The sequence below is a fragment of the Haematobacter missouriensis genome (genome assembly GCF_000740775.1).
Classification (GTDB): domain Bacteria; phylum Pseudomonadota; class Alphaproteobacteria; order Rhodobacterales; family Rhodobacteraceae; genus Haematobacter; species Haematobacter missouriensis.
This window is the reverse complement of record NZ_JFGS01000053.1, coordinates 1-4,011: the sequence shown is the minus strand read 5'-3', so window position 1 is coordinate 4,011 and position 4,011 is coordinate 1. Positions and strand designations below refer to the sequence as shown.

The window sequence follows — 4,011 nt, the reverse complement described above, 5'->3', positions numbered from 1 at the left end:
CCGCAACAGGTCGATGGGCCAAAGCTGCGCATCCGAGCGGAGAGCTTTAGCGACCACTTCAGTCAAGCCCGCCTGTTCTTCCGTTCTCAAACCAAGAGCGAACAGTCCCATATCGCCTCTGCCTTTACGTTTGAACTTTCCAAGGTGGAGATGGAGCATGTACGCAAGCGCGTGCTCTCCCTGTTGCGGAATGTGGATGAGGCGCTGGCGGCGCAGGTGGCAGATGGGTTGGCCATGGACCTTCCTGATCGCGCAACCCCTGCGCGGGAACCGGTTGATCTCGATCTTTCCGATGCTCTTTCGATCCAGAAGAACTGGACCTCTACCCTCAAGGGACGCACCGTCGGCATATTGTTCGACGAAGGCTCCGACAGCGCCGAACTGGAGCGCCTTATCAAGGCAGTGGAGGATGCCGGCGGCACGGCGTTTACTGTTGCCCCGAAAGTGGGCGGCCTGTCGCTTGAGGGTGGAAAGATGAAGGCCGATGGACAACTTGCCGGGTCGCCCTCCGTTCTGTTCGATGCAGTAGCGCTGGTCCTGACGGCGGAAGCGGCGAAGAAACTTTCGCGCAATGGGGCAGCGGTCGCCTTTGTCGTGGACGCTTTTTCCCACCTCAAGGCGATTGGACTGAATGACGGAGCGAAAACGCTTCTCGACCGGGCCGGAGTGGAGGCAGGGCCCGGTGTCACGGGGCTGGATGGCCTAGTAGAAGCGGCGACACAGAGGTACTGGGAGCGTGAAGCCAGTATGGAATGATGACTGTGGTGCTAACAGGCTGCTGAAAAAGGCCAAGCATCTGCCACGCTTGCGATAGAAGTCGGTTCCCCGCACCAGCCACAACCCCGTGACGTGGAGAGGGCTTCCGGATCATCGCGATCCGGAATGCTTCTTTCAGCGGCCTGTTAAGATTATTTTTACCATTCTCGCCCTAGCTTCGCGGCAAGGCAACGGGGGAGTATGCGAGGTGTGGTGGATCGGGCGCCGCCGTCGTCAGGATCAGCGCGACGCTACTCCTGCCCTCAGGCAGGATGATCGTCAAAGGCCGGGGTTCTCCGCAGAGGCGCTTCGGGGTCTGGCGGAATTGGACGCCCGAAGCGCCCCGCCCGATGTCTGGGCGCAGCCGTACTCACCTTACCGGATGACCGATCGCCTGAAACCTGACGCTGCCGCAGGAGGTGGGCTCGTCCGGGATGAGACCGGTGCGCAGCGTCCCCATTACTGGGGACATCGCGAACGACTCCGCACGCGCTTCCTTGACGGCGGGCCGATCGGTATGCCGGAGTATGAGCTATTGGAGCTGCTGCTTTTCAACGCGATACCGCGCATCGACGTGAAGCCGCTGGCAAAACGCCTTCTTGCCGCTTTTGGCGACTTGAATGGGGTCATCGCCGCTTCAGAGCATCGTATAATGCAAGTGGAGGGAGCGGATCGCTGGGTCTGGCTGCAACTTCGCCTGGTCGACGCTTTTGCGCAGCGTATGGCGCAGACACGCGTCCTTCAGAGGGAAGTCGTTTCGTCATGGGATGCGCTCGTGACTTACTGCCGCACCTGCATGGCGCATCGGGAGACGGAGCAGTTTCGCGTTCTTTTTCTTTATCGCAAGAACGCGGTGATCGCCGATGAGGCGCTCGGACAGGGCACCATCGGACACGTCCCGGTCTATCCGCGGGAGGTGGCGAAACGCGCACTCGAACTGGCGGCAAGCGCCGTCATTCTGGTCCATAACCACCCCACTGCCTCTGTTTCCTGCACGTTCAAGCACGCTCAATCACATTGAAACACTAGTAAAATTGACGATTTTCTCCATTGCGAACAGGGGGCGGTTATGTCAAATTGGGGGCGGTAAAAGGGGTAGAAAACGGCGTCCCGATCCCAACTAGCGATCCCCGTTTCTCCTCCACCGATCCCAGTTGCGGAACAGGAGGAAACGCCATGCCCGCCCTCACCGACACTGCAATCCGACACGCGCTGAAGCGCGTCGAGATGAGCCAGAAACAAGAAAACCTCGCCGATGGCGAAGGACGCGGCACCGGCCGCCTGGTGCTTGTTCTCAAGCCCATGCCGAAGCGCGTCACCGCGGATTGGATGGCGCAGCAGTGGCGCGACGGCAAGCGGACAAAGAAGAAGCTCGGCTCCTATCCCTCGATGTCGCTCGCCCAGGCCCGCGAAATCTACAAGCGCGACTTTGCCGATGTGATCCAGAAGGGACGGAGCATCAAGATTGCAACCGATACACGTCCCGGCACGGTCGCCGATCTGTTCGAGGGATATGTGGCCGCGCTCAAGGAAGCCGGAAAGCCGTCATGGAAGGAAACGGAAAAGGGTCTCAACAAGATCGCCGATACGCTCGGCCGCCACCGTCTCGCCCGAGAGATCGAAGCCGAGGAGATCATCGAACTGATCCGTCCGATCTATGAGCGCGGCGCCAAGTCCATGGCCGACCATGTGCGCTCCTACATTCATGCCGCCTTTAGCTGGGGCATGAAGTCCGACAACGACTATCGGCAACAATCCGCTCGCCGGTTCCGCATCCCCTTCAATCCAGCAGCGGGCATCCCGACGGAACCGAAGGTCCAAGGCACGCGCTGGCTCGACGACGACGAGTTCGTCCAGCTCTATCGCTGGTTGGAGTGCCCCGATACGCCGGTCCATCCGCCCTATACCCGCGCTGTCAGGCTGATCATGCTGACCGGCCAGCGCGTCGAGGAGATCGCGAGCCTGCATATCGACCAATGGGACGCGAAGGAGAAGATCATCGATTGGTCGAAGACCAAGAACGACCAGCCCCACGCCGTCCCGGTGCCGGCCCTGGCGGCGGAATTGCTCTCCTCCATCAACGTCAACGAATACGGCTGGTTCTTCCCTTCGGCGAAAGACCCCTCAAGGCCCGTCAGCCACGGCACGCTCTACTCGTTCATGTGGCGGCAGCGGGGTCGTGGGGTGATTCCCTATGTCACGAACCGCGACCTGCGCCGCACGTTCAAGACGCTGGCCGGCAAGGCGGGTGTTCCGAAGGAAATCCGCGACCGGCTGCAAAACCACGCCTTGCAGGATGTCAGCTCGAAGCATTACGACCGCTGGAACTACATGGCCGAGAAACGGGCCGGAATGGCGAAATGGGATAAATTCGTCCGTGCCATGCTGGCGAAGAAGCGTCTGAAGCTGGTCGCATGACATCCCGGCCGTGCAGCAAGGAATATCTGCCAATGAAGCTCTCTATCCCCGGGCTGGAATCAGCGCCGACCCACGCCGCTTGGCATAGACTGCCTCCGGCATCACGGCCGTCCAACATCGTGAAACAGGCCAGCCAGCCCGTCCGTGAACGGATCAAGTTCGGCAGCGCGATCCTTTGCCCAGGTCAGCCATTGCGAGGTCGTCTTCTCGCCGATGCTTTGATCGCCTTCAGCAGAAAATCTTGCCTCCAGCTCCGAGATAAAGTCATCAAGGACCTGCTTTTCGCGCCAGTTTGTCGCAGCTGATCGGAAGCGATTCCAGCGGCTATCATCCACTTCCTTCAGGCGTCGCAGCTCCCATCGCCGCCTTTCCTCTTCCTGATATCGGCGGTGGTCTTCTTCACGCTTGCGCTCCCATTCGATTAGTCGCGGAACGCTTGCCACAATCGTTTCCACAATTATCGGGATCAGGGTAGCGAAGAGCTTCTTCGGCTTCTCGACCCACTGCGGTTGCTCGCCTGGCAGCCATGTGATGATCTGAGCACGAAGCAGACCGGACGAGGTCAGCGCAGAATTGTGGTGGTCAGGATAGGCGCTCCACCTCGCTGCCTCGCCTTCAGGACGCTTCATCAGGCGAGACATCTTTTCCTTGACGGCACATTCAATATCTCGCCCCCCGATGGTGAAGATCAGCTTTCCGCGGATGTCCGCGTCCTTGACTCGCCCACCAGCGTTTTCGACAGCGTGGCAAAGGGTACTGCTGGCCCGGAAAGGTGGCGTCGCCTTAACGGATATGGATTGATCTGGGTGATATCCGCCGGTGATGACAAAGCTTTCA

General features: G+C 59.9%; 4 protein-coding genes. 3 read left to right on the top strand and 1 reads right to left on the bottom strand.

What is annotated here, in order from left to right:
• The 3 genes from CG51_RS17760 to CG51_RS17750 all read left to right on the top strand — a co-directional run.
• Nucleotides 1–756: catalase-related domain-containing protein (locus CG51_RS17760; protein ID WP_035747299.1), on the top strand; the 756-nt coding region annotated here is incomplete at its 5' end.
• Between the two features lie 382 nt (nucleotides 757–1,138).
• Entirely contained in the window at nucleotides 1,139–1,777 is a 639-nt protein-coding gene (locus CG51_RS17755; protein ID WP_084695272.1) for a JAB domain-containing protein, read from the top strand.
• A 155-nt stretch (nucleotides 1,778–1,932) separates the two neighbouring features.
• Complete coding sequence (locus tag CG51_RS17750) at nucleotides 1,933–3,174, top strand: tyrosine-type recombinase/integrase (protein WP_035747296.1); 1,242 nt, start codon at nucleotides 1,933–1,935, stop codon at nucleotides 3,172–3,174.
• A 101-nt stretch (nucleotides 3,175–3,275) separates the two neighbouring features.
• Here CG51_RS17750 and CG51_RS20450 read toward each other — a convergent pair.
• Nucleotides 3,276–4,011 (bottom strand): hypothetical protein (locus CG51_RS20450; protein ID WP_035747294.1); only part of this gene is annotated, 736 nt, incomplete at its 5' end.